15 protein-coding genes are annotated in these 20,773 nt (G+C 62.6%); 5 read left to right on the forward strand and 10 right to left on the reverse strand.

Annotation, left to right across the window (positions count from 1 at the left end):
* Positions 1-140: 140 nt before the first annotated feature.
* The 8 genes from HX815_RS01850 to gcl form a co-directional block, all read right to left on the reverse strand.
* Positions 141-1,145: a sulfate ABC transporter substrate-binding protein gene (locus tag HX815_RS01850; RefSeq protein WP_003210600.1), complete on the reverse strand. Its 1,005-nt coding sequence runs from the start codon at positions 1,143-1,145 to the stop codon at positions 141-143.
* Positions 1,146-1,252: 107 nt separating this feature from the next.
* The gene (locus tag HX815_RS01855; RefSeq protein WP_008434745.1) at positions 1,253-2,077 is read right to left on the reverse strand and encodes an ion transporter; all 825 of its coding nucleotides are present in this window, start codon (positions 2,075-2,077) and stop codon (positions 1,253-1,255) included.
* A 31-nt stretch (positions 2,078-2,108) separates the two neighbouring features.
* Entirely contained in the window at positions 2,109-2,984 is an 876-nt protein-coding gene (locus HX815_RS01860; RefSeq protein WP_003210598.1) for an urea transporter, read from the reverse strand.
* A 129-nt stretch (positions 2,985-3,113) separates the two neighbouring features.
* A complete protein-coding gene (gene pyk / locus HX815_RS01865) occupies positions 3,114-4,529 on the reverse strand; it encodes a pyruvate kinase (protein WP_003210597.1) in 1,416 nt (471 codons plus the stop codon).
* Complete coding sequence (locus tag HX815_RS01870; RefSeq protein ID WP_003210596.1) at positions 4,519-5,814, reverse strand: glycerate kinase; 1,296 nt, start codon at positions 5,812-5,814, stop codon at positions 4,519-4,521. Before HX815_RS01870 ends, pyk begins: the two co-directional genes overlap by 11 nt.
* Positions 5,815-5,992: 178 nt before the next feature.
* Positions 5,993-6,883: a 2-hydroxy-3-oxopropionate reductase gene (locus HX815_RS01875; RefSeq protein WP_003210595.1), complete on the reverse strand. Its 891-nt coding sequence runs from the start codon at positions 6,881-6,883 to the stop codon at positions 5,993-5,995.
* Positions 6,884-7,046: 163 nt separating this feature from the next.
* On the reverse strand, positions 7,047-7,829 hold the full coding sequence (gene hyi / locus HX815_RS01880; protein ID WP_003210594.1) for a hydroxypyruvate isomerase: 783 nt from the start codon (positions 7,827-7,829) through the stop codon (positions 7,047-7,049).
* Between the two features lie 10 nt (positions 7,830-7,839).
* A complete protein-coding gene (gene gcl, locus HX815_RS01885; RefSeq protein ID WP_003210593.1) occupies positions 7,840-9,615 on the reverse strand; it encodes a glyoxylate carboligase in 1,776 nt (591 codons plus the stop codon).
* A gap of 267 nt (positions 9,616-9,882) precedes the next feature.
* On the opposite strand from gcl, the gene HX815_RS01890 reads away from it, so the two are divergent.
* Positions 9,883-10,323, forward strand: a complete 441-nt coding sequence (locus HX815_RS01890) for a heme-binding protein (protein ID WP_003210592.1) — start codon at positions 9,883-9,885, stop codon at positions 10,321-10,323.
* A gap of 126 nt (positions 10,324-10,449) precedes the next feature.
* On the opposite strand, the gene HX815_RS01895 is transcribed toward HX815_RS01890, so the two are convergent.
* On the reverse strand, positions 10,450-10,908 hold the full coding sequence (locus HX815_RS01895) for a transposase (protein WP_177008365.1): 459 nt from the start codon (positions 10,906-10,908) through the stop codon (positions 10,450-10,452).
* 211 nt (positions 10,909-11,119) lie between these two features.
* A complete protein-coding gene (locus HX815_RS01900; protein ID WP_003210590.1) occupies positions 11,120-11,725 on the reverse strand; it encodes a TetR/AcrR family transcriptional regulator in 606 nt (201 codons plus the stop codon).
* A 241-nt stretch (positions 11,726-11,966) separates the two neighbouring features.
* Between HX815_RS01900 and HX815_RS01905 the strand changes: the two genes are divergently transcribed.
* Genes HX815_RS01905 through HX815_RS01920 form a run of 4 tightly spaced genes read left to right on the forward strand, consistent with a single transcriptional unit; the run spans position 11,967 to position 20,719 of the window.
* The gene (locus HX815_RS01905) at positions 11,967-13,094 is read left to right on the forward strand and encodes an efflux RND transporter periplasmic adaptor subunit (protein ID WP_008433882.1); all 1,128 of its coding nucleotides are present in this window, start codon (positions 11,967-11,969) and stop codon (positions 13,092-13,094) included.
* Between the two features lie 13 nt (positions 13,095-13,107).
* The gene (locus tag HX815_RS01910; protein WP_177027733.1) at positions 13,108-16,170 is read left to right on the forward strand and encodes an efflux RND transporter permease subunit; all 3,063 of its coding nucleotides are present in this window, start codon (positions 13,108-13,110) and stop codon (positions 16,168-16,170) included.
* Between the two features lie 5 nt (positions 16,171-16,175).
* Positions 16,176-19,301 carry an efflux RND transporter permease subunit gene (locus HX815_RS01915; protein WP_177027746.1) on the forward strand — a complete coding sequence of 1,042 codons (3,126 nt, stop codon included), beginning with the start codon at positions 16,176-16,178 and terminating at the stop codon, positions 19,299-19,301.
* Positions 19,298-20,719, forward strand: coding sequence for an efflux transporter outer membrane subunit (locus HX815_RS01920; RefSeq protein ID WP_177019607.1), 1,422 nt, complete (start codon positions 19,298-19,300; stop codon positions 20,717-20,719). The genes HX815_RS01915 and HX815_RS01920 overlap by 4 nt, the downstream gene beginning before the upstream one ends.
* The last annotated feature ends 54 nt before the right edge of the window (positions 20,720-20,773 follow it).

The following is a 20,773-nucleotide window of genomic DNA, read 5'->3' on the forward strand; positions in this document are numbered from 1 at the left end:
ATACATCCAGTGACGCTCTGCGTCCTCAGCACGGTCCAGGTCTTGCGGCGCGACCTGGACGCGGAGCGTCCTATGATGCATTCCCACGCGGAGCGTGGGAACGATCAGCGCGTGGGAACGATCAGCGATCAGGGTGCGGATTACTGCCCGGAGTAGATCTGGTCAAAAACCCCGCCATCATTGAAGTGGGTCTTCTGCACGGTGCGCCAGTCGCCAAAGGTCTTCTCTACCGACAGGAAGTCGACTTTCGGGAAACGGTCGGTGTACTTGGCCAGCACTTTCGGGTCACGTGGACGCAGGTAGTTGTTGGCGGCAATTTCCTGGCCTTCCGGCGACCACAGGTACTTCAGGTATTCTTCGGCAGCCACTTTGGTGCCTTTCTTCTCGACCACTTTGTCGACGATCGAAACCGGCGGCTCAGCTTCTGCGGAAACGCTCGGGTAGATCACTTCGAACTGATCACGGCCGAATTCACGGGCGATCATTTCTGCTTCGTTCTCAAAGGTCACCAGCACGTCGCCGATCTGGTTGGTCATGAACGTGGTGGTAGCGGCACGGCCACCGGTGTCCAGCACGGGTGCGTGCTTGAACAGGTCACCCACGAACTTCTTGGCCTTCTCTTCGTCGCCACCGTTTTTCAGCACATAACCCCAGGCCGAGAGGTAGGTGTAGCGGCCGTTACCGGAGGTCTTCGGGTTCGGCACGATGACTTGCACGCCATCCTTGAGCAGGTCCGGCCAGTCTTTCAGGGCTTTCGGGTTGCCTTTGCGCACGATGAACACCGTGGCCGAAGTGAACGGCGCACTGTTGTTCGGCAGGCGGGTAACCCAGTTGTCCGGCACCAGTTTGCCGTTGTCCGCCAGGGCGTTGATGTCGGTGGCCATGTTCATGGTGATCACGTCAGCCGGCAGGCCGTCGATCACCGAGCGCGCTTGTTTGCTCGAACCACCGAAGGACATCTGCAGGGTCAGCTTGTCGTTTGGATGCTCGGCGGCCCAGTGCTTCTGGAAAGCGGCGTTGTAGTCCTTGTAGAAGTCACGCATCACGTCATAGGAGACGTTGAGCAGGGTGACCGGGGCGGCCTGGACGACGCCAGCCAGTGCGAGGCCGGCGGCCAGGAGAGAGGCACTAACGAGTTTTTTCACTGCTCATTCCTTGTTGTTCGAGAAGGTTTTTGAAACGCATGGGGGCAATATGCCAGCGACTATAACGGGGGGGCGCATAGTCGCTTAAAGATTAAAAAGAACTTTGCTTATTCCAGTTTCTTGAAAAGCGCGCTGCCACACCGTGAGCAAAACGCTGCATTGGGCTCATGGCTGTTTTTCTTGCACACCGGGCAATCCGTTTGCAATTGCTCACCGCGCATGGCGTTGGCCAGTTCGGCGGTGAAGATCCCGGTGGGCACCGCGATGATCGAATAACCGGTGATCATCACCAGCGACGAAATCACCTGGCCCAGCGGGGTCTTCGGCACGATATCGCCAAAGCCCACGGTGGTCAGGGTGACGATCGCCCAATAGATGCCCTTGGGAATGCTGGTAAACCCGTGCTCCGGGCCTTCGATCACGTACATCAAGGTGCCGAACACCGTGACCAGGGTGCAGACGCTGACCAGGAACACCACGATCTTCTGCTTGCTGCCCCGCAGCGCCGACATCAGGTAGTTGGCCTGCTTGAGGTACGGGCCGAGCTTGAGCACGCGGAAAATCCGCAGCATCCGGATGATTCGGATAATCAGCAGGTACTGCGCGTCGCTGTAGTACAGCGCGAGGATCCCGGGCACGATCGCCAGCAAATCCACCAGCCCATAAAAGCTGAAGGCATAGCGCAACGGCTTGGGCGAGCAATACAGCCGCAGGCCGTACTCGATGGCGAAGATGATGGTGAAGCCCCACTCGATATAGGCCAGCACGTTGGCGTAGTTGTCGTGGACTGCCTGGATGCTGTCGAGGATCACGATCACCAGGCTGGCCAGGATGATCAGCAACAGGGTGCTGTCGAAGCGTCGGCCGGCCGGGGTGTCACTTTGGAAAACCATGACGTAGAGACGCTCACGCCAGTGCTTGTTGCTGTCCATGGAAGTCGCCTGAATCGAAGATCAGCGAAGCCTAGGGGGATTCGAAGGGGCTGTCCATGCGGGTTTTCTGCATCACCCGCTGACTGGCGCGCACCAGCCAGGTGGCGAGGATAAACGGCGCGGTCAGCGCGGGCAGGTTCAGGCCGGTGAAGCCGGGCGTGAGGATGATCGCCAGCAGGATGCCGATCAGCGGCAGCCAGGGTTGGCGACGATGCTGGCTGAGGGCCAGGGCGGCCAATGCCGGGTTATAGCTGTGCAGGCCGAGCAGGGCGCTGGCGGGCTCGTCCATCAACAGGGCGATCAACACGCCGAGGCTCGCGCCGGTCAGCGCCCACAAGGCCGCGCGGCGGCTGGCTATTACAAGACCGAGGGCGATCAGCAGGCCGGCGAGGGGTTGGTCCATCAGGATGACTTGGGCCAGACCTGTGAACGGCGCGCAGAGTAGCGCCCAGGTGCCGGGTTCGCTGGCGGCAAATGCGGCGGGCGCGGTGGTGCCCAGCAGCAGCCAGCCGAGTACCACAAACGGTGCGGTGTAGGCGGGCAGGTCATCGGGGTTGGCGGCGCGTTTGAGCCACTGGCGGGTGAGGATTGCGCTGAGGCCACCGCAGGCGAGAATCAACGGCGGCAGCAGTGCCGACCAGCTGAAGTGCTGGCTGATCAGCAAGCCGAGCAGCACGCCGTTGTAGCTATAGAGACCGGCCTGGCGTTCGGCCTTGGGATAGCCGCGGCGTTGGGCGGTCAGCAAGCCGGCGACACCGCCCAGCAGCGCGCCGCCGAGCAGGGCCGGGGCGCCGATCAGGATCGCCAGCAGGCAGAGCAGGCCACACAGCGGGTGGCGCTGCAGGAATATCTGGCTGAAGCCGTTGAGCAGGGCTTCGGCCCAGTCGGGGCAGGGTTGGTTGGGCATGATCAATAATCTGCAGGAAAGCGCCGAATCTTGTGGCGAGGGAGCTTGCTCCCGCTGGGGCGCGCAGCGGCCCCAAAAGATGGGCCTGCTGCGCAGTCCAGCGGGAGCAAGCTCCCTCGCCACAGGGGATTAGATCAATGTCTCGATTCGCAACGAGTTGGTCGACCCCGGCTGCCCGAACGGCACCCCCGCGGTAATCACCAACGTATCCCCACGCTCCGCCATACCCTGTGCCTGGGCAATCTCCAACGCCGTGGAACACACCTCATCCACCTGCCGCAGCCGATCGTTCACCACCGAATGCACGCCCCACGCCACGCTCAAGCGTCGCGCCGTCGACAGGTTCGGTGTCAGGTTCAGAATCGGCACCGCCGGCCGTTCCCGCGCCGCCCGCAAGGTGGAGCTGCCCGACTCGCTGTAGTTCACCAGCACTGCCACCGGCAGGATGCTGCTGATACGGCGGATCGCACAGCTGATGGCGTCCGACACCGTGGCATCCGCCTTGGGCCGGCTGACGTCCAGCTGGGTCTGGTAATCCGGGCCATTTTCCACCTGGCGAATGATCTTGCTCATCATCAGCACGGCCTCCAACGGGTATTCACCGGAAGCGGTTTCCGCCGACAGCATCACCGCGTCCGCCCCTTCCGCCACTGCGTTGGCCACGTCGGTGACCTCGGCACGGGTCGGCGCCGGGGAGAAGCGCATGGATTCAAGCATCTGCGTGGCCACCACCACCGGTTTACCCAACTGGCGGCACACACCAATGATGTCCTTCTGGATTTGCGGCACGCTTTCCGCCGGCACTTCCACCCCCAGGTCGCCTCTGGCGACCATGATCGCGTCGCTCAGCTCGGCGATTTCCTGCAGGCGCTGCACCGCCGAGGGCTTCTCGATCTTGGCCATCAGGAACGCCTTGTCGCCGATCAACTCGCGGGCTTCACGGATGTCTTCCGGGCGTTGCACAAACGACAGCGCCACCCAGTCCACCCCCAGTTCCAGGCCGAAGCTCAGGTCGCGGCGGTCCTTGGCGGTCAGCGGGCTGAGCTCCAGCAATGCCTGGGGTACGTTCACGCCTTTGCGGTCCGACAGTTCGCCGCCATTGAGCACGGTGGTGTCGATGGCATCGGCGTGCTTGGTGATCACCCGCAGGCGAAGCTTGCCGTCGTCCAGCAGCAGGTCCATGCCCGGCTGCAGGGCCGCGATGATTTCCGGGTGGGGCAGGTTGACTCGCCGCTGGTCACCGGGTGTCGGGTCGAGGTCCAGGCGCAGGGCCTGGCCGCGAATCAGTTGCACTTTTCCTTCGGCAAAACGCCCCACCCGCAGCTTCGGCCCTTGCAGGTCCATCAGGATGCCGAGGGGATAATTGAGCTGGCGCTCCACCTGGCGAATCCACTGGTAGCGTTGGGCGTGGTCGGCATGATCGCCATGGCTGAAGTTCAGGCGAAAGATATTCACCCCGGCTTCCACCAGCTCGCGGATGTCGTCGATGCTGTCGGTGGCCGGGCCCAGCGTGGCGAGGATCTTGACCTTCTTGTCAGGCGTCATGTTCAGGGGACTCTCTTTCAGGGCTTTCAAGAATCAGAATGGCGCGGAAATCGTTGACGTTGGTGCGGGTCGGCTCGGTGATGATCAAGCCGTCGAGGGCCGCGAAGTAACCGTAGCCATTGTTGTTGTCCAGCTCGTCACTGGCGCTCAAGCCCAGGGCTTCGGCGCGGGCGTAGCTGGTGGGCGTCATGATCGCGCCGGCGTTGTCTTCCGAGCCGTCGATGCCGTCGGTGTCACCCGCCAGGGCGTAGACGCCGGGCAGGCCCTTGAGGCTGTCGGTGAGGCTCAGCAGGAATTCGGCGTTGCGTCCGCCACGGCCATTGCCGCGTACGGTGACGGTGGTTTCGCCGCCGGAAAGGATCACGCAAGGCGCCGCCAGGGGTTGGCCGTGCTGGATGATTTGCCGGGCGATACCGGCGTGCACCTTGGCCACGTCCCGCGCTTCGCCTTCCAGGTCGCCGAGGATCAGCGGGCTGAAACCGGCCTGGCGGACTTTCACTGCCACCGCTTCCAGGGATTGCTGCGGGCGGGCGATCAGTTGGAAATGGCTACGGGCGAGCACCGGGTCGCCGGGCTTGACGGTTTCCGACTCCGGGCTTTGCAGCCAGGTGCGCACCGACGCCGGGATTTCAATCTGGTAGCGCTTGAGAATCGCCAGCGCCTGTTGCGAGGTACTGGGGTCGCCAACAGTGGGGCCGGAAGCGATGACCGTGGCCTGGTCGCCCGGTACATCGGAAATCGCGTAGGTGTAGACGGTGGCAGGCCAGCTTGCCTTGGCCAGGCGCCCGCCCTTGATCGCCGAGAGGTGCTTGCGCACGCAGTTCATCTCGCCAATGGTGGCGCCGGATTTGAGCAGGGCCTTGTTGATCGCTTGCTTGTCCGCCAGGGTGATGCCGGCGGCCGGAAGGGCGAGCAGTGCAGAGCCGCCGCCGGAGAGCAGGAAGATCACGCGGTCGTCTTCGCCCAGGTTGCTGATCAGCTCCAGCACACGCTTGGCCACGGCCTGGCCTGCGGCGTCCGGCACCGGGTGCGCGGCTTCGACCACCTCGATTTTCTTGCAGGGTGCGCCGTGGCCGTAGCGGGTGACCACCAGGCCCGAGACTTCGCCTTGCCAGCAGTTTTCCACTACCAGCGCCATGGCGGCGGCGGCTTTGCCGGCGCCGATCACGATGACACGGCCGCTGCGGTCGGCGGGCAGATAGGGTTCGAGGACTTGCCGGGGGTGGGCGGCGTCGATGGCTGTGGCAAACAGCTCGCGAAGCAGGTGTTGCGGATCGACCGACATAAGCGGGCTCCCGGGGATTCTTGTTATTAGGGGTGCATCAAATTCGATGTGAAATGCGGTCAAAAATGTGGGAGCGGGCTTGCTCGCGAAAGCGGTCTACCATTCGACATCCATGCTGACTGATACACCGCTTTCGCGAGCAAGCCCGCTCCCACATTCGATCGCATTTCAACGGGGGTTATTTATCGCGAATCGAAAAATTCGCCATATGTTCCAGGCCCTTGATCAGCGCCGAGTGGTCCCAGTTGCCGCCACCGATGGCGGTGCAGGTGCTGAACACCTGCTGGGTGCCGGCGGTGTTCGGCAGGTTGATCCCCAGCTCCTTGGCACCGGCCAGGGCCAGGTTCAGATCCTTCTGGTGCAGGTTGATGCGGAAGCCCGGATCGAAGGTGCCCTTGATCATGCGCTCGCCATGCACTTCGAGGATTTTCGACGAAGCAAACCCCCCCATCAGTGCTTCACGCACCTTGGCCGGGTCGGCGCCGTTCTTCGAGGCGAACAGCAGCGCTTCCGCCACCGCCTGGATGTTCAACGCAACGATGATCTGGTTGGCCACCTTGGCGGTCTGGCCATCGCCATTGCCGCCCACCAGGGTGATGTTCTTGCCCATGGCCTGGAACAGCGGCAGGGCGCGTTCGAAGGTGTGCGGGTCGCCGCCGATCATGATGCTCAGGGTGCCGGCCTTGGCACCGACTTCACCACCGGACACCGGGGCGTCGAGGTAACGTGCGCCGGTCTCGTTGATCTTCGCGGCGAAGGCCTTGGTGGCGGTGGGCGAGATCGAACTCATGTCGATCACCACTTTGTTCGGCCCAAGACCTGCGGCAACGCCGTCGGCGCGGAACAGCACATCATCGACCTGCGGAGTGTCGGGCACCATGACGATGATGAATTCGGCTTCCTGGGCCACTTGCTGCGGATTGGCCAGGGCCACCGCACCAGCGCTGATCAGTTCAGCCGGCGCCTTGCCGTGATGCTCGGAAAGAAACAGTTGGTGACCGGCCTTTTGCAGGTTGGCAGCCATGGGTTGGCCCATGATGCCGGTGCCGATAAATCCGATTTTAGCCATGACGAAAATCCTCTCTTTATTCGATGTGAGCGCTGCTTTTTGTGGGAGCTGGCTTGCCTGCGATGGCATCACCTCGGTTTAACTGAGAGACCGAGTTGCCTGCATCGCAGGCAAGCCAGCTCCCACACAAGCCCTGCTTTCACATTGGGTTCTGTGTTGTGGGTTAGATCGCGTTGTGGCTTTTGAGCCAACCCAAACCCGCTTCGGTGGTGGTCAACGGTTTGTACTCACAGCCGACCCAACCCTGATAACCGATGCGGTCCAAATGTTCGAACAGGAAGCGGTAGTTGATCTCACCGGTCCCCGGCTCGTTGCGCCCCGGGTTGTCCGCCAGCTGGATGTGGTTGATCTCACCCAGGTGCGCAGCCATGGTGCGGGCCAGGTCGCCTTCCATGATTTGCATGTGATAGATGTCGTATTGCAGGAACAGGTTGGCACTGCCCACCTGCTCGCGAATCGACAGGGCCTGCGCCGTGTTGTTCAGGTAGAAACCCGGGATGTCGCGGGTATTGATCATCTCCATCACAAGCTTGATGCCTACCGCCTGCAGCTTGTCGGCGGCGTACTTGAGGTTGGCGACGAAGGTTTTTTCAAGCGTCGCGTCATCCACGCCGGCCGGGCGAATCCCCGCCAGGCAGTTGACCTGGGTATTGCCCAGTACCTGGGCGTAGGCGATGGCCAGGTTGACCCCGGCACGGAACTCCTCGACCCGGTCCGGGTGGCAGGCCAGGCCGCGTTCGCCCTTGGCCCAGTCACCGGCCGGCAGGTTGAACAGCACTTGGGTCAGGCCGTGGGCATCGAGTTGCGCCTTGATTTCAGCTGAGCTGAATTCATAGGGAAACAGGTATTCCACACCACTGAACCCCGCGTCGGCGGCGGCTTTGAAACGGGCAAGAAAGTCCTGTTCGGTAAACAGCATGGACAGGTTGGCGGCAAAACGCGGCATGGGGTTCTCCTTAATCGAGCAGTGAAATGGCAGTCGGCGCGTCGTTGCCCACCAGTGCCAGATCTTCGAATTCGTTGACGGCGTTGATCTCGGTGCCCATGGAAATATTGGTCACCCGCTCCAGAATAATCTCAACGATCACCGGAACCTTGAATTCTTCGATCATTTCCTGAGCCTTGCGCAGTGCCGGCTGGATCTGGCCCGGCTCGAACACCCGCAGGGCCTTGCAACCCAGGCCTTCGGCGACGGCCACGTGGTCGACGCCGTAACCGTTGAGTTCCGGTGCGTTGAGGTTGTCGAAGGACAGCTGCACGCAGTAGTCCATTTCAAACCCGCGCTGGGCCTGGCGGATCAGCCCCAGGTAGGAGTTGTTCACCACCACGTGGATGTACGGCAGCTTGAACTGTGCGCCCACGGCCAGCTCTTCGATCATGAACTGGAAGTCATAGTCACCGGACAGTGCCACGACGTTGCGGGTCGGGTCCGCCTTGACCACACCCAGTGCCGCCGGAATGGTCCAGCCGAGCGGGCCGGCCTGGCCGCAGTTGATCCAGTGGCGTGGTTTGTAGACGTGCAGGAACTGCGCGCCGGCAATCTGCGACAGGCCGATGGTGCTGACGTAGCAGGTGTCTTTGCCGAACACCTGGTTCATCTCTTCGTACACCCGTTGCGGCTTGACCGGCACGTTGTCGAAGTGGGTCTTGCGGTGCAGGGTGGCCTTGCGCTGCTGGCAATCGTGGAGCCAGGCGCTGCGGTCCTTGAGCTTGCCGGCGGCTTTCCACTCGCGGGCCACTTCAATGAACATGGTCAATGCAGAGCCGGCGTCGGAAACGATGCCCAGGTCCGGGGTGAACACGCGGCCGATTTGCGTCGGCTCGATGTCCACGTGAATGAATTTGCGGCCCTCGGTGTACACCTCCACCGAACCGGTGTGACGGTTGGCCCAGCGGTTACCGATGCCCAGCACCACGTCCGATTTCAACATCGTCGCGTTGCCATAACGGTGGGATGTTTGCAGGCCGACCATGCCCACCATCTGCGGGTGATCGTCCGGGATCGTGCCCCAGCCCATCAGGGTCGGGATCACCGGGATGCCGGTCAACTCGGCGAATTCCACCAGCAGTTCGCTGGCGTCGGCGTTGATCACGCCACCACCGCTCACCAGCAATGGGCGCTCGGCCTGGTCCAGCAGGGCCAGGGCTTTTTCCACCTGGATACGGGTCGCCAAAGGCTTGGCCAGGGGCAGTGGTTGGTAGGCGTCGATATCGAATTCGATCTCGGCCATTTGTACGTCGAATGGCAGGTCGATCAGCACCGGGCCCGGGCGACCGGAGCGCATTTCATAGAAGGCTTTCTGGAAGGCATACGGCACCTGGCCGGGTTCCAGGACGGTGGTCGCCCACTTGGTCACCGGCTTGACGATGCTGGTGATGTCGACAGCCTGGAAGTCTTCCTTGTGCATGCGTGCCCGTGGCGCCTGGCCGGTGATGCACAGGATCGGGATCGAGTCCGCCGAGGCGCTGTACAGGCCGGTGACCATGTCGGTGCCCGCCGGGCCCGAGGTGCCGATGCACACGCCGATATTGCCGGCCTTGGTGCGGGTGTAGCCCTCGGCCATGTGCGAGGCGCCTTCAACGTGGCGAGCAAGGACGTGATCGATGCCACCGACCTTCTGCAAGGCCGAATACAGCGGGTTGATCGCGGCGCCCGGGATACCGAAGGCGGTGTCGACCCCTTCACGGCGCATCACCAGGACAGCGGCTTCGATTGCTCTCATTTTGCTCATGGTTTTGGTGCCTCTTGCGTTTTGTAATTGTATACAAGTGGTGTTGGTCCGAAGTGTATTCACGGCGAGCGGGGCAGGTCAATCCATTTTCTTGGGTGGCCTTTACGTTCGTCGGAAGGCTTATGGACGGGAATATTTCGACGTGTGGTGCGTATGTTTCGAAATATTGTATACAAAAAATAAATCTATTGTGTTCTATTTGTTTGATCGAGCTTCTGATCAGACAGAGCTCCACGGCTTTCCCATAACAAGATAAGGACGGCACCCATGAGCGCTTTAACCTTGAAAGTCGCAGTCAACCTGGCCAGCCACGCCATCGCGGCAGGCCGCACCATTTCGGCGGCACCGCTGACCGTTGCGGTACTCGACAGCGGCGGGCATTTGATAACGTTGCAGCGCGAGGATGGCGCGAGCCTGCTGCGCCCGCAGATCGCGATTGGCAAGGCCTGGGGTGCGATAGCCCTGGGCAAGGGCTCGCGCTTGCTGGCGCTGGACGCACAGCAACGGCCGGCGTTTATTGCCGCGTTGAACAGCCTGGGGCAGGGCAGCGTGGTGCCGGCGCCGGGCGGGGTGTTGATCCGGGATCAGGCGGGTGTGGTGCTGGGCGCGATCGGGATCAGCGGGGATACGTCGGATATTGACGAGCAGTGTGCGATCAGTGCGATCGAGGGGTTGGGGTTGTTGGCGGATGCGGGGGTTACTGCTTGATGTGAGGTGACTGGTCGGGCCTCTTCGCGAGCAAGCCCGCTCCCACATTTGACTGCATTCCAAGGCTGGGACTCGGTCAAATGTGGGAGCGGGCTTGCTCGCGAAAGGGGCGACTCGGTCCCGGACCTAAACCCAAACCGCATCCCACAGCGGATAGTCGCCAATCCGCTCCACCAACCCTGCTCTTAATGGGTTGGCCACGACATACCGAGCCATCTTCACCAAGTCATCGTCCTTGCGCAGCGCACGATCATGAAAGCTGGTTTGCCATAGCCGCCCTTTGCGGCCCGTAGCGCCATTAACGGTTCGAGTGCTTTTGGACTTCACCTGGCACATCAGGTCTCCCAATGAGCCTTTTTGCAGCTCAATCAACCAGTGAAAGTGGTCGGGCATGACCACCCAGGCCAGGGAGTTCGCCAGCCCTTGATACTGGGCGAGCCGGAATTGCCAGACCACCAGGCGACCGAGATAAAAATCACTGAATATCGGCGCGCGTTCGTGGGTGTTGGTGGTGATCAGGTAGATGCGGTTGGACTCGCTGAATCGCCCGATGCGCAGGCGATGTGAAGCAGCTGGATCAGGCATTCCTTTGCCTCTCTTCAGGTGGGGTTCTGAGAGGCTAGATCGGGGAATCTGGAGATGATGGTTTGGCTTTGTGCAGGATGTGTCTGGGAGGGCGCTTTCGCGAGCAAGCCCGCTCCCACATTGGATCTGCGGGGTTTAAACAATTTATGTCTGGCACAAATTCAAATGTGGGAGCGGGCTTGCTCGCGAATCTTGAAGACGCTGCGGTCTATCAGTCCCGCTCACACCCCTTCAACACCAACCGAATAATCGTCTGCGCCGCCGCCTCATAATCCGCTTCATCCAACTTCGCCTTCCCGGTCACCGCCGAAATCTGCCAGTCAAAATCCGCATACGTCTGCGTCGCCGCCCAAATGCTGAACATCAGGTGATGCGGATCAATCGGCGCAATCAGCCCACGGTCCACCCAGCTCTGGATGCAGTCGATGTTGTGCTTGGCCTGGGCATTCAGCTGTTCCACCTGCTCGGGGCTTAAATGCGGGGCGCCGTGCATGATCTCACTGGCAAACACTTTCGAGGCAAACGGCAAATCCCGGGAGATGCAGATCTTCGAGCGGATGTACCCGCTCAGCACGGCCGAAGGGTCGCCATCAGGATTGAACGGTGTGGAGGCCGCCAGGATCGGCTCGATAATGCTTTCGAGCACCTCGCGATAGAGGTTGTCCTTAGACTTGAAGTAGTAGTAGACGTTGGGCTTGGGCAGCCCGGCCTTGGCGGCGATGTCGCTGGTTTTGGTCGCGGCGAAGCCCTTGTCGGCAAACTCCTCACTGGCAGCCCGCAGGATCAGTTCTTTGTTGCGCTCGCGAATGGTGCTCATAGACCAGGAGGTTCCTTGCCAAGACAGGCGGTCTGGCATGGTAGCACCGGCTTTGCGCAGGGCTCAAGAATCCCGCCGCAGCCCTTGCATGGCGGGGCGCCCAGCTGACTTTGTCTGTCTTGATGCTGAACGCATTCACGGTCGTACAGGCACAGCTCGAGCGCGCTGCTAGAGTTCAGGCAGCGAGCGGCCATTTAGCCTGGCCGCCGCTTCCTGTTTTCGGCGTTCGAGAGAGAAACCCGTGGAGAAAAGCAGACGACGTACGTTCGCCTGGGCCGTTGGCACGTTGTTACTGGTAGCGTTGTTGATTGCCCTGGGTTTGCACTTCTTTGCAGGCGGGCACAAAGGCCGGCCGGCCGTCACCGGCGAACCGGTGGCCGTGGTGCCGGTGGTGTTGCAGGACGTGCCGGTGTATATCGATGCCCTCGGCACCGTCACCCCCACCCGCAGTGTGACCGTGGTCACCCAGGTCGATGGCATCCTCAGCAGCGTGGAATTCAAGGAAGGCCAGCACGTCAGCAAGGGCCAGGTGATTGCGCGGATCGATGACCGTGCTCTCAAGGCCCAGCTGGCCGTGGCCAAGGGTACCCTGGCCCACGACCAGGCTGTGTTGAGCAATGCCCAGCGCGATCTGGTGCGCTACCGCGAACTGGTCAAGGCCGGTTCTACCAGCCAGCAAACCGTCGACACCCAGGCGTCCTTGGTCCAGCAACAACTGGGCACCGTGGCCGCCGACCAGGGCAATGTGCAGAACCTTGAAGTGCAGGTCGGCTACTGCACCATCACTTCGCCGGTCGACGGTGTGGTGGGCCTGCGCCTGGTCGACCCCGGCAATTACGTCACCACCACCAGCACCACCGGCATCGTGGTGATTACCCAGATGAACCCGGCCACCGTGGTGTTCGCGGTCCCCGAGGACGACTTGGGCGCTATTAACCAGGCCCTGGGCCGTGGCGCCGTGACGGTGCTGGCCTACGACCGCAACAAGAAAGCCCTGCTGGCCACCGGCAGCCTGTTGGCCCTGGACAACCAGGTAGACACCTCCACCGGCACCATCAAGGTCAAGGCGCAGTTCGATGATTCGGGCAGTGCGCTGTTCCCCAACCAGTTCGTCAATGCGCGCCTGAAGGCCGACACCCTGGCCCAGGTTGCCGTGGTGCCCACCCGGGCGATCCAGCATGGCAGCAAGGGCGATTTCGTGTTCGTGGTGAATGGCGACAAGGCCAGCCTGCGCAACATCAAGACCGGCCCATCGATGGGCGATGTGTCGGCGGTGCTCGAGAACGGCGTCAAGCCAGGCGAGCAGGTGATCACCGAAGGCGCCGACAAACTGGATGACGGTTCGGCGGTGAAGGTCGTCGCCCAGTGAGGAGCTGCCGAGCATGAACATTTCGCGGCCCTTTATCGAACGTCCCGTCGCCACCACCTTGATGATGGTCGCGGTGCTGTTGCTGGGGATGTTGGGGTATCACCTGTTGTCGGTGTCGGCGTTGCCTGAAGTCGACTACCCGACCATCCAGGTCTTCACCCAATACCCCGGCGCCAGCCCGGACGTGGTCAGCTCCTCGATCACCGCGCCGCTGGAGCGCCAGCTCGGCGAGATGCCGGGCCTCAAGTCGATGAACTCCACCAGCTCCGACGGCGCTTCGGTGGTGACCCTGCAATTCGACCTGTCGCTGTCCCTGGACGTGGCAGAGCAGGAAGTGCAGGCCGCGATCAACGCCGCCGGCACCTTCCTGCCGGCCAACCTGCCGTACCCACCGGTATACAGCAAGGTCAATCCGGCGGATGCGCCGGTGCTGACCCTGTCCCTGACCTCCGATGTGTTGCCGCTGACCAAGGTCGAGGACCTGGCGGATACACGGCTGGCGCAGAAGATCTCGCAGATCACTGGCGTCGGCCTGGTGACCATCAGCGGCGGTCAGCGCCCGGCGGTGCGGGTCGAGGCGAATACCTCGGCGCTCAATAGCCTCGGCCTGTCCATTGATGACCTGCGCACCTCCCTCGGCACGGCCAACGTCAACCAGGCCAAGGGCAATATCGACGGCAAGTTCCAGGCGTATTCGATTGGTGCCAACGACCAGCTGCAATCTGCCGAGGAATACCGCGACCTGGTGATCGCCTATAAAAATGGCGCGCCGATTCGCCTGTCGCAGATCGCCAGTTCCACCCAGGGCCCGGAGAACCCGCGTCAGGCTGCGTGGACCAACAGCACGCCGTCGATTGTGCTGAACATCCAGCGCCAGCCAGGCGCCAACGTGATCCAGGTGGTCGACCGCGTGCAGCAATTGCTGCCCAAGCTGCGGGCCAGTTTGCCGGGTACCTTGAAGGTCGATGTGCTGACCGACCGCACGCAAACCATCCGCGCCTCGGTCACCGATGTGCAGTACGAACTGGCGGTGGCGGTGCTGCTGGTGGTGATCGTGATTTTCATTTTCCTGCGCGACGTTGCGGCGACGGTTATTCCGGCAGTCACCGTGCCGCTGACGCTGGTGGGCACCCTGGCGGTGGCTTATGCGCTGGGCTTTTCCCTGAACAACCTGACACTGATGGCGCTGACTATCGCCATCGGATTCGTGGTGGACGACGCCATCGTGATGATCGAAAACATCACGCGCTATATCGAGGCGGGCGACTCGCCGCTGGAGGCGGCGCTCAAGGGGTCGGAGCAAATCGGCTTCACGATTATTTCGCTGTCGATTGCGCTGATTGCAGTGATGATCCCGCTGCTGTTCATGGGCGATGTGGTCGGCCGGCTGTTCCGCGAATTCGCCATGACCGTGGCCGTGACCATCGTTATCTCGGCGTTCATCTCCCTGACGCTCACGCCGATGATGTGCGCGCGGATGCTCAAGAATAAGCACCAGGAACGCCGCGCGGATTTCTTCGACCGCATCAACACCCACTACGTGCGTGGCCTTGACTGGGTGTTGGCGCACCGCACCTTGACCCTGATCTCGATAGCGCTCACCGCCGCGCTGACCCTGATGATTCTGGTGATCATGCCCAAGGGCTTTTTCCCCGACCAGGACACCGGCCTGATCCAGGGCATTTCCCAGGCGGCGCCGACGGTTTCGTTCCAGCAGATGCAGACCGAGCAACAGCGCCTGGCCGCGCGAATCCTCAAGGACCCGGCGGTGCAAAGCCTGTCGTCCTTCGTCGGTATCGACCAGACCAACCCGACCATCAACCAGGGCAACCTGCTGATCAACCTCAAGCCCCGCGGCGAGCGTGACAGCGCCACCGAGGTGATCCGCCGGCTCTCCGATGCCAACGCCGACGACGCCGGGATCCGCCTGTACCTGCACTCGGTACAGGACCTGACCCTCGACGCCACGGTGTCCACCACCAGCTACCGGCTGGGCCTGCAAGCCACCGATCCGGACGAGCTGGAAACGTGGACCACCAAGCTGCTGGCGGCGATCAAGCAAGACCCGATGTTCACCGACGTGCAAAGCCAGGCGATGCAATTCGGCAACCAGATCCAGCTGACCTTTGACCGCGCCACCGCCTCGCGCCTTGGTATCACGCCCCAGGCGATCGACGATGTGCTGTATGACGCCTTCGGCCAGCGCCAGGTCTCGACGATCTACACCCAGCTCAACCAGTACCACGTGGTGATCGCCACCGACCATCCGCCGCGCAACTTGCCGGACCTGCTCACCGGGTTGTACGTGGACATTCCCGGTGGCGGTGTGGCGCCGCTGTCGAGCATGGCGACCATGCAGGTGGTGCGTACGCCCGTGACCATCAACCGCCTGGGTCAGTTTCCGTATGCCGACGTGTCGTTCAACCTTGCTCCGGGCCAGACCCTTGGCACGGCTGTGACGCGGCTCAAGGACATCGAGGCCAAGGTCGGCTTGCCGCTGTCGGTGCAGGCCAACCTGGAAGGCGCGGCGGCGACGTTCGAACAGTCGCTGTCCAACCAGGTATTCCTGGTGGTGGCGGCGATTGTGGTGGTGTACCTGATGCTGGGGATTCTGTACGAAAGCTTCGTGCACCCGGTGACGATCCTTTCGACGCTGCTCTCGGCAGCGCTCGGGGCCTTGCTGGCACTGCTGGTGACCGGCACACAGTTCGACATTATCGGATTGATCGGCATTGTGCTGCTGATCGGCATCGTGATGAAAAACGGCATCATGATGGTCGACTTTGCCCTGGAGTTGTTACGCGAGGGCGGCCTGAGCCCCACGGCCGCGATCCGCCAGGCGGCAGAGTTGCGGTTCCGGCCGATCCTGATGACCAGCATGGCGTCGCTGTTCGGCGCGGTGCCGCTGGCGCTCGGTACGGGGATTGGTTCGGAGCTGCGTCACCCGCTGGGCATCGCGATTATCGGCGGGTTGTTGCTCAGTCAGTTGCTGACGCTGTTTTCCACGCCGGTGATCTTCCTCGCCATGCACGGCCTGGGGCAGCGCTTCAGCCGCCGCCCGGCTGAAGCGGTCTGATGGCAATGAACCTCAGCGCGCCGTTTGTTCGCCGCCCGATTGCAACCACCTTGATGGCGGCCGGCCTCGCGCTGTTTGGCGCGCTGGCCTTCATGCTGTTGCCGGTGGCGCCGTTGCCGGAGGTGGATTTCCCGACCATCAGCGTCAGCGCCTCGTTGCCCGGCGCCGATCCGACCACCGTCGCCAGTTCAGTGGCCACGCCCCTGGAGCGCCAGTTCGGGCAGATCGCCGGGGTCACGCAGATGACCTCATCCAGCAGCTTGGGCTCGGCGCGGATCATTTTGCAGTTCGACCTGAATCGCGACATCGACGGCGCCGCGCGGGATGTGCAGGCGGCGATCAATGCGGCCCGCAGCAACCTGCCCAGCGACCTGTCCGGCAACCCGACGTACCGCAAGGTCAACCCGGCGGATTCGCCGATTCTGATCATCAGCCTGACCTCCGACAGCGCCACGCCGGGGCAGATGTATGACGTGGCCTCGACCCTGTTGGAGCAAAAGTTGTTGCAGACCACCGGGGTCGGTGACGTGACGGTGGGCGGCGGGGCGCTGCCGGCGGTGCGGGTGGAATTGAACCCCGATCGGCTCAACCAGTACGGCGTCAGCCTGGAGCAGGTGCGCCAGGTGATCAACGCCTCCAACGTCAACTTGCCCAAGGGCAACGTGGCCATCGGCGACCGTAACTACGGCATTGCGGCGAATGACCAGTTGCTCGATGAAAAGGACTACGGGCCGCTGGTGGTCAAGGCCCACAACGGCGACCTGATCCATATCGCCGACCTGGGCTACGTGCGCGAAGACGTGCAGGACCTGCGCAACTTCGGCCTGTCCAACGGCAAGCCGGCAGTATTGCTGGTGGTGTTCAAGCAGCCGGGCGCCAATGTGATCGAGACGGTGGACGCGGTGAAAGCCTCGCTGCCGTTCCTGCAAAGCTCGATTCCGGCGACGATCAAGCTCAACCTGCTGATGGACCGCACCACCACCATTCGCGCCTCGTTGCATGACGTCGAGATCACGTTGCTGGTGTCGATCCTGCTGGTGACCCTGGTGACCTTCGGCTTCTTCCGCGACTGGCGCAGCACCCTGGTGCCGGCGATTGTGGTGCCGCTGTCGCTGCTCGGCACCTTCGGCGCGATGTACTTCCTCGGCTACAGCCTGAACAACCTGTCACTCATGGCGCTGACGATTTCCACCGGCTTTGTGGTGGACGATGCGATTGTGGTGGTGGAAAACATCATGCGCCACCTGGAGCGCGGCAAGACCCGGGTGGAAGCGGCGCTGGCCGGTGCCCAGGAAGTCGGCTTCACGGTACTGACCATCAGCGTGTCGCTGGTGGCGGTGTTTATTCCGCTGCTGCTGATGGGCGGGATTGTCGGGCGGCTGTTCCGCGAGTTTTCGGTATCGTTGTCGGTGGCCATCGTGATCTCGATGCTGATCTCGCTGACGGTTACACCGATGCTCGCCAGCGTGCTGCTGCGCGCGCCGAAAGCGATTCATGAAGGCAATGAACACCCGGACTCGCGCTTTCACCGCTTCTACGATCGCACCCTCGGTTGGGTGATCGACCATACGGTGCTGATGGGTTTTGTGACGGTGTTGGTGATCGTGCTCGCCGGCGTGTTGTACGTGCTGGTGCCCAAGGGTTTTTTCCCCCAGGAAGACACCGGGCGCTTGCAGGGCAGCATCCTGGCGAACCAGAGCATTTCCTATGGGGCGATGCAGAAGGACTTCACCGAGATCAACCGCAAGGTGATGAAAAACCCGAACGTCGAAACCGTCGCCGGGTTTGTCGGCGGTGGCGGAGGGGGCGGCGGGGCGGTCAACAGCGCGCAGATGTTTGTATTGCTCAAGCCCCTGGGCGAGCGCAAGGACAACGCCACCGAAATCATCGGCCAGATCCGCCGCAGCCTCGGCGACTTGCCGGGCACCAAGCTGTATTTGCAGTCGGCCCAGGACATCACCGTGGGTGGCCGGCAAAGTGGCGCGCAATACCAATACACCCTGACCGCCGATGACCAGGAGTCGCTGGACGAATGGGTGCCCAAGGTGGTGGCGGTGCTGCGCAAATTGCCGCAACTCACCGACCTCAATACCGACCAGCAAGACAACAGCTTGCTGGCCAATGTGCAAATCAACCGGGACACGGCGGCGCGCCTCGGGGTGAGTGTCTCGGCGGTCGACCAGACGCTGTACGACGCCTTTGGCCAGCGCCAGGTCGCGACCCTGTATCGCGCGGCCAACCAGTACCACGTGGTGATGGAAATCGCGCCGGAATACTGGACCGACCCTTCCGCGCTCAAGGGCATTTATGTGCCGACGGGCATCCAGGCCACGACCACCAAGGGCACCACGGCGGCGCCCAACCTGACCACCGGGCAGACCCTGGTGCCACTCTCGGCACTGGCGGATAACACGGTGGCGCGCACCGCAATTTCCATCAGTCACCAGGGCACGTTCCCGGCGGTGACAGTCTCGTTCAACCTGGCGCCCGGCACGTCCATCGGCCAGGCCACGGCGATGGTGGACGATGCGGTGAAGCAGCTGCGCATGCCCGCCAGTGTGGTCGGCCAGTTTGCCGGTACGGCCCAGGTGTTCCAGTCGTCGGTGGCCAGTGAGCCGCTGCTGATCGTCGCTGCGTTGCTGTGCGTGTATATCGTGCTGGGCATCCTCTACGAAAACCTGACGCACCCGCTGACCATTCTTTCGACCTTGCCCTCGGCCGGCGTCGGTGCGTTGATCGCCTTGCTGCTGACCGGCACCGAGCTGTCGATCATTGCGCTGGTGGGGGTGATTCTGTTGATTGGTATCGTGAAGAAAAACGCGATCATGATGATCGACTTCGCGATCACCGAGCGGCGGGAGTTCGGCCTAACGGCCAAGGAAGCGATTCGCCGGGCGTGCCTGATCCGTTTCCGGCCGATCATGATGACCACCCTGGCGGCGATCCTTGGCGCGCTGCCGCTGGTGCTCGGCACCGGTTATGGCTCTGAGTTGCGCCGGCCGTTGGGGATTTCGATTATTGGTGGCCTGCTGTTCAGCCAGGTGCTGACGCTGTACACCACCCCGGTGATCTACCTGTGGCTCGACCGGGCGTCACAGCGCCTGGGTCGGCGTAAGGAAGCAAGGTTATGAACGTGAAATACAGCGTGCTTTGCATCAGCCTGCTGCTCGGCGGCTGCATGGTCGGGCCCGATTACCAGAAGCCCGCCATGGAGCTGCCGCAGTCATTCAAGGAAGGCGCGCAGTGGCAGCGTGCGGCGGCCAACCCCCAGGGGGCCATGGACAGCCAGTGGTGGCTGGCCTATCAGGACCCGGTGTTGAACGACCTGGTGGCGCGCTCGGCCAAGGCCAACCAGTCGATCATCGCGGCGGAGGCGGCTTATCGTCTGGCCCAGGCGCAGGTGGCGTCCAGCCGGGCAGGGTTGTGGCCCACCGTTGGCGTAGGGTTGTCGGGTTCGCGGGGAACGGCAGGCAGTGGTAGCGGCACGTCCACCACCGGTACCACGGCGGGCGGCGTGCAGAACAGTGTCAGCGCAACCTTGACCGCCAGTTGGGAGCCGGACCTGTGGGGCCTGGTGCGGCGCGGGATAGAGTCCAGCCAGGCGACGGCCCAGCAATCGGATGCGTTGCTGGCCGGGGTGCGGCTGTCCATCAGTTCCAGCGTGGCGAGTAACTACCTCGCCCTGCGGCAGATGGACATCGACGTGCGCCTGTTGCAGCAACAACAGAAGATCAACCAGCAACTGCTGGACATGATCCAGGTGCAGTTCACCCAGGGCGTCGCCACCAACGACCAGTTGCTGGTGGCTCAGGACCAGTTGACCACCTCGATTGCCGACTTGCAGACCTCCCTGCGCGACCGCGAGCAATACGAACACGCGCTGGCCGTGCTGGTGGGCGTGGCGCCGAGTGAATTCAGCGTGGCGGTGCGCAATGACTACAGCTTCGTGGTCCCGCGGCCACCGTTGACCTTGCCGTCGACCCTGCTGCAACGGCGTCCCGATGTGGTGGCGGCGGAGCGCTCGGCAGCGGCGGCCAACGCGAAAATCGGCGTGGCTGAAGCCGCATTCTTCCCGACCCTGGATCTTACTGCCGAGGCCGGTTACCGCGGCAGTGCGTTGGGCGGGTTGTTCTCCCTGCCCAATCGCATCTGGACGTTGGGGCCGGCGCTGGCGGAAACCCTGTTCGATGGCGGCGCCCGCGAAGCGGCGGTCAAGCAGGCCGAGGCCAGCTATGACCAGATCGCCGCGACCTACAAGGGCACCGTGCTCAGCGCCTTGCAGAACGTTGAAGACAACCTGTCGGCAATCAACCACCTGCAAACCCAGGCCGATGCGTTCCAGCAGGTGTACCAGCGTAATCAGCAACTGTTCGGCAGCCAGGAAGCACAGTTGCGCGCCGGCACCGTGAGCCAGGAGGCCGTGCTGACCCAGCAACTGGTGTTGCTGCAAGCCGAGCAGAATCTTCGCGACACCCAGGGCCAGCTCAGCCAGGGCAGTGTGGCGCTGATCCAGAGCCTTGGCGGGGGCTGGCAAACGCCTGCGCGCTGAACGGCTCGCTAACCCGGTGTGCGCCGCGTTATTCTCGGCGCACTTTGAATCACG

It is taken from the genome of Pseudomonas sp. E6002, from assembly GCF_013385565.1.
GTDB lineage: Bacteria > Pseudomonadota > Gammaproteobacteria > Pseudomonadales > Pseudomonadaceae > Aquipseudomonas.

Excerpts from the sequence above, each read along its gene's own strand:
- HX815_RS01855 (WP_008434745.1), bottom strand. The coding sequence starts at position 2,077 with ATGGACAGCAACAAGCACTGGCGTGAGCGTCTCTACGTCATGGTTTTC.
- HX815_RS01860 (WP_003210598.1), bottom strand. The coding sequence starts at position 2,984 with ATGCCCAACCAACCCTGCCCCGACTGGGCCGAAGCCCTGCTCAACGGC.
- pyk (WP_003210597.1), bottom strand. The coding sequence starts at position 4,529 with ATGACGCCTGACAAGAAGGTCAAGATCCTCGCCACGCTGGGCCCGGCC.
- HX815_RS01870 (WP_003210596.1), bottom strand. The coding sequence starts at position 5,814 with ATGTCGGTCGATCCGCAACACCTGCTTCGCGAGCTGTTTGCCACAGCC.
- HX815_RS01875 (WP_003210595.1), bottom strand. The coding sequence starts at position 6,883 with ATGGCTAAAATCGGATTTATCGGCACCGGCATCATGGGCCAACCCATG.
- hyi (WP_003210594.1), bottom strand. The coding sequence starts at position 7,829 with ATGCCGCGTTTTGCCGCCAACCTGTCCATGCTGTTTACCGAACAGGAC.
- gcl (WP_003210593.1), bottom strand. The coding sequence starts at position 9,615 with ATGAGCAAAATGAGAGCAATCGAAGCCGCTGTCCTGGTGATGCGCCGT.
- HX815_RS01890 (WP_003210592.1), top strand. The coding sequence starts at position 9,883 with ATGAGCGCTTTAACCTTGAAAGTCGCAGTCAACCTGGCCAGCCACGCC.
- HX815_RS01895 (WP_177008365.1), bottom strand. The coding sequence starts at position 10,908 with ATGCCTGATCCAGCTGCTTCACATCGCCTGCGCATCGGGCGATTCAGC.
- HX815_RS01900 (WP_003210590.1), bottom strand. The coding sequence starts at position 11,725 with ATGAGCACCATTCGCGAGCGCAACAAAGAACTGATCCTGCGGGCTGCC.
- HX815_RS01910 (WP_177027733.1), top strand. The coding sequence starts at position 13,108 with ATGAACATTTCGCGGCCCTTTATCGAACGTCCCGTCGCCACCACCTTG.
- HX815_RS01915 (WP_177027746.1), top strand. The coding sequence starts at position 16,176 with ATGAACCTCAGCGCGCCGTTTGTTCGCCGCCCGATTGCAACCACCTTG.
- HX815_RS01920 (WP_177019607.1), top strand. The coding sequence starts at position 19,298 with ATGAACGTGAAATACAGCGTGCTTTGCATCAGCCTGCTGCTCGGCGGC.